The sequence below is a fragment of the Corynebacterium sp. genome, from assembly GCF_030530965.1.
Taxonomy (GTDB): Bacteria; Actinomycetota; Actinomycetes; order Mycobacteriales; family Mycobacteriaceae; genus Corynebacterium.
In genome coordinates this window covers 1-3,845 of record NZ_JAUMTY010000001.1, presented here as the reverse complement: position 1 = coordinate 3,845, position 3,845 = coordinate 1, and the positions used below count along the sequence as shown (strand labels likewise).

At 59.2% G+C, this 3,845-nt stretch carries 5 protein-coding genes; 2 read left to right on the top strand and 3 right to left on the bottom strand.

All coding sequences use genetic code 11. The features are described 5' to 3' along the window. Together Q3981_RS00025 and glnA are read right to left on the bottom strand one after the other, a co-directional pair. Positions 1 to 230, bottom strand: a 230-nt coding sequence (locus Q3981_RS00025; protein WP_303122667.1) for a hypothetical protein, incomplete at its 3' end; no start/stop codon positions are given. Positions 231 to 338: 108 nt separating this feature from the next. Next, positions 339 to 1,676, bottom strand: a complete 1,338-nt coding sequence (gene glnA, locus Q3981_RS00020; protein ID WP_303122666.1) for a type I glutamate--ammonia ligase — start codon at positions 1,674 to 1,676, stop codon at positions 339 to 341. A gap of 178 nt (positions 1,677 to 1,854) precedes the next feature. Here glnA and panB point away from each other — a divergent pair, with 178 nt between their 5' ends. Both panB and Q3981_RS00010 read left to right on the top strand, forming a co-directional pair. Continuing rightward, complete coding sequence (gene panB, locus Q3981_RS00015) at positions 1,855 to 2,712, top strand: 3-methyl-2-oxobutanoate hydroxymethyltransferase (RefSeq protein ID WP_303122664.1); 858 nt, start codon at positions 1,855 to 1,857, stop codon at positions 2,710 to 2,712. A gap of 28 nt (positions 2,713 to 2,740) precedes the next feature. Further along, positions 2,741 to 3,466: a CYTH domain-containing protein gene (locus Q3981_RS00010; protein ID WP_303122662.1), complete on the top strand. Its 726-nt coding sequence runs from the start codon at positions 2,741 to 2,743 to the stop codon at positions 3,464 to 3,466. Positions 3,467 to 3,499: 33 nt separating this feature from the next. On the opposite strand, the gene Q3981_RS00005 is transcribed toward Q3981_RS00010, so the two are convergent. Beyond that, positions 3,500 to 3,691 carry a hypothetical protein gene (locus Q3981_RS00005; RefSeq protein WP_303122660.1) on the bottom strand — a complete coding sequence of 64 codons (192 nt, stop codon included), beginning with the start codon at positions 3,689 to 3,691 and terminating at the stop codon, positions 3,500 to 3,502. Positions 3,692 to 3,845 lie beyond the last annotated feature (154 nt).

The window sequence follows — 3,845 nt, the reverse complement described above, 5'->3', positions numbered from 1 at the left end:
GACCGCACGACCTCGTTGTTCCGCATTGCGTCAAGAAACGCAGTGGCCTCGTCGGAACCCGGTTTGAGGTTTTCGTTCAGCCGGTAAAGGGTGTTGAGGGCCAGTTCCGGGTCACCGACATTGGCCAGGAGGTACAGGAGGCCAAGCGACTCCTGGTTATCCCACCCCAGTTTTTCGAGATCGGACGCTGCGTGGGGGCTGGTCAAACCCAAGGTGGACGGCGATGGCACGGCAGATCGTGTTCCGCGGGCCGTCCGGAGTCGCGGTTCGGGAGGTCGGTGGGGAGCGGGGAAGAAAGTCATGGGATCACGTGCTTTCGTGTCTGATCAGACCTGGCTTTAGTAGTCCAGCGTGGTGTCCAACTCCCATGGCGTGACCTGGCTTTGGTAATCATGCCATTCTTGCCATTTGTTGCGGAGGAAATACTCGAAGACGTGCTCACCGAGGGTGTCCGCAACAAGTTCGGAGCGCTCCATTTCACGGAGTGCTTCATCTAACGACGTCGGAAGGTCGCGGTAACCCAGCGCGCGACGTTCCCTGCGTGTCAGGGACGATATGTCGTCCTCAGCCTGGGGCGGCAGATCGTACCCTTCGCGCACGCCTTTCAATCCCGCCGCAAGGAGCACCGAAAATGCCAGGTAGGGGTTACATGCGCAGTCGGGGCTTCTCACTTCGACGCGACGTGACGAGGCTTTTGTCGAGGTGTATCGGGGTACACGAACCAAAGCTGATCGGTTGGACAGACCCCAGGTTGCCGACGTCGGCGCTTCATCCCCGAAGACCACGCGCTTGTACGAATTGACCCACTGGTTCGTCACGGCCGAAATCTCGTTGGCGTGCTCCAAGATTCCCGCGACAAAGGACCGCGCGGTGGCCGACAAATTGAATTCATCGTCGGGATCATGGAACGCATTCGTGTCGCCTTCAAAAAGGGACATGTGGGTGTGCATGGCGGAGCCAGCCCTGTTAGCGAATGGCTTTGGCATGAAAGTCGCCCGCACCCCGCTTTGCAACGCGACCTGCTTAATGAGAAAGCGGAAAGTCATAATGTTGTCCGCCATGGACAGCACATCGTCGTAGCGGAGGTCGATTTCTTGCTGGCCCGGCGCGGTTTCATGGTGCGAAAACTCGACGGATATGCCCATCGACTCCAGGGCTGTGATGGCATCCCGTCGGAACCCTGGGGCTTCGTCGTGGACGGCCTGGTCGAAGTATCCGCCGTTATCGGTCGGGATAGGTTCTTTACCTTCCGTCATGAGGCTTCTGACGAGGAAGAACTCAATTTCGGGGTGGACGTAGGAGGTGAATCCGTCGTCGGCTGCTCTGTTTAATTGCCGACGGAGGACCTGGCGCGGGTCGGCGTAGGAGGGTTGACCGTCTGGCAGGGTGATGTCGCAGAACATCCGCGCGGAGGTGAGTTGACCCTCGTGCGGGAAGGGCAGCATTTGGAATGTGGATGGGTCCGGGCGGGCGATGGTGTCGGACTCCGACACGCGGGAGAAGCCCTCGATGGCTGACCCGTCGAATCCGATGCCTTCGGCGAATGCGCCTTCGAGCTCGGCGGGTGCGATGGCCACGGATTTTAAGTATCCCTGTACATCGGTGAACCAGAGGCGCACAAAGCGGATGTCGCGTTCGTCAAGGGTTCGGAGGACAAATTCTTGTTGCCGATTCATACCTACAGGGTAGTCGGTGGGTGGGACATGGGCGCGTGTTAGCCACAGAGCGCGTGTATGTGAATAGAGTTTGATGCGTGGGAAAGCCCCCACACCCTGGCGCATACGGTAGTCACACCAGTAGAAATACCCAGAGAAAACCCGGACAACCCTGTTTATTTGAGAGAGGAACCAGCCCATGTCTGCCCACCCCGACGCTCCGCAACAGTCAGAAAAGCCGAGGCGGAAGACTCGGATTCATCACCTCGATCAGTTCAAGCGCGAGGGCAAGCGCTGGGCAATGCTGACTGCCTACGATTTCACGACGGCTCGCATTTTTGACGACGCGGACATCCCTGTGCTTCTGGTCGGTGATTCCGCGGCCAACGTCGTTTATGGGTATTCATCGACGACGGCGATCACGATAGAGGAACTCATCCCGCTGGCCGGTGCTGTGGTGAGGGGCGCTCCCCACGCACTCGTCGTCGCGGATCTGCCGTTCGGCGCCTACGAGCAATCGGATGAGCACGCCGTCGCTAATGCTGTGCGGATGGTTCATGGTTCTGGTGCCGACATGGTGAAAATCGAAGGTGGCGAGCGAATTGCGCCACGTATTCGGGCGATTACTCAGGCCGGAATTGCCGTGATGGCGCATATTGGGTTTACGCCTCAGTCGGTGTCATCGCTGGGTGGTTTCAGGGTGCAAGGGCGTGGCAGTGGGGCTGAACAGCTGAGTCGCGACGCGAAGGCCGTGTGTGAGGCCGGCGCGTCGGCCGTCGTTCTTGAAATGGTGCCGGAGGAGATTGCCCGGGAGATCACGGAGGAGCTTCCGATCTCCACGATCGGCATTGGCGCCGGCGCTGGAACGGACGGCCAAGTACTCGTGTGGCAGGATATGGCGGCGATGCCGGCGGGTCGACGCACACCGTCGTTTGTCGAGGAATTCGGGCAGATCGGCCAGGAATTACGCGACGCTGCTCAGCGGTACCGGGAACGAGTAGCCGACGGCACTTTCCCCGACGCTGACCACGCCTTCTCGGATAGTCCCAAGGCCTAAACGGCGGCGCGGACCTACACTTGGCGTCATGGGTTCTACTGATCAGCTGGAAGTCGAAGTTAAATTTGCCGTGGACGACGCCACCCCGGTGCCTGATTTTTCCGCAGTGGAGGGAGTCGCTGGGGTTGGGGCTGAGCAGCGGTTTACGCTCTCGGCGACGTATTACGACACGGCTGACCTCCAGTTGACCAGGGATAAGATCACGTTGCGACGTCGCAGCGGGGGCCCCGACGAAGGATGGCATCTCAAGCTTCCGGGGACGCGCGGGCGTCGCGAAGTCCACGCTCCCTTGGACGCGGGGGACGCAACGGATTCCCACCATGTTCGTCCACCTCGCGCGCTCCTTGAGGCACTTCATGAGGCGCTGCCTGCCGCAACCGCGGACGATGACTCGGCGGACTTTATCGCCATCGCACAAGTTGACAATGAGCGGCACGTGACCGACGTGATGGTGGACTCCCCCAGCTCGCGCGGAGGTGCTGAATCATACAAGGGAGCTGAATTCTGCGACGACCATGTCTCATCGCGAGGGCTCCTCGAAGGCGGACAAGCCCAGCACTGGCGGGAATGGGAAATTGAACTCAGCCCCGAGATCCTCGACGATCACCACGATGGCGACGGCCAGCGCAATGCTCGCGACTTTGCCGATGACTTTTTAGACCGACTCTCTCAGCACGCTCTAGCAGCGGGAGCAACGAAATCTTCGAGCCCGTCCAAGCTCGTCATGGCTATGGGCGACACCATGCCCAACTAACCGTCGATAAGACCGCGACCACGGAGCCGTCGGTTAGTCCTCGTCGTCCCACTCTTCATCGGCTTCGTCGGCCTCTTGATTGCGCTCATGAGCTCGTTCAAGCGCGTGCTCGGCTTCTTCTTTGGAGTGGTACGGGCCCATGCGGTTGAGCCAGCTCGACATCTTCCCCTGAGAGACTTCCTTAGTTTCTGAATTGAAGTACCACTTTTGATCATCGGTGGCCATGGTGGGTGCCCTTTCTGCAGTATGTGGAAACCGTCACCGCGTAAAAATCGCAATTTTTTCACAGGCGCATAACAAGTTTATTTCACTCTCGTTTACATCGCCCGCGGTAGACCATTATCTACCTACCATTGTTCGTAGGCCTCAATTTTCGTAG

Excerpts from the sequence above, each read along its gene's own strand:
- glnA (WP_303122666.1), bottom strand. The coding sequence starts at position 1,676 with ATGAATCGGCAACAAGAATTTGTCCTCCGAACCCTTGACGAACGCGAC.
- Q3981_RS00005 (WP_303122660.1), bottom strand. The coding sequence starts at position 3,691 with ATGGCCACCGATGATCAAAAGTGGTACTTCAATTCAGAAACTAAGGAA.
- panB (WP_303122664.1), top strand. The coding sequence starts at position 1,855 with ATGTCTGCCCACCCCGACGCTCCGCAACAGTCAGAAAAGCCGAGGCGG.
- Q3981_RS00010 (WP_303122662.1), top strand. The coding sequence starts at position 2,741 with ATGGGTTCTACTGATCAGCTGGAAGTCGAAGTTAAATTTGCCGTGGAC.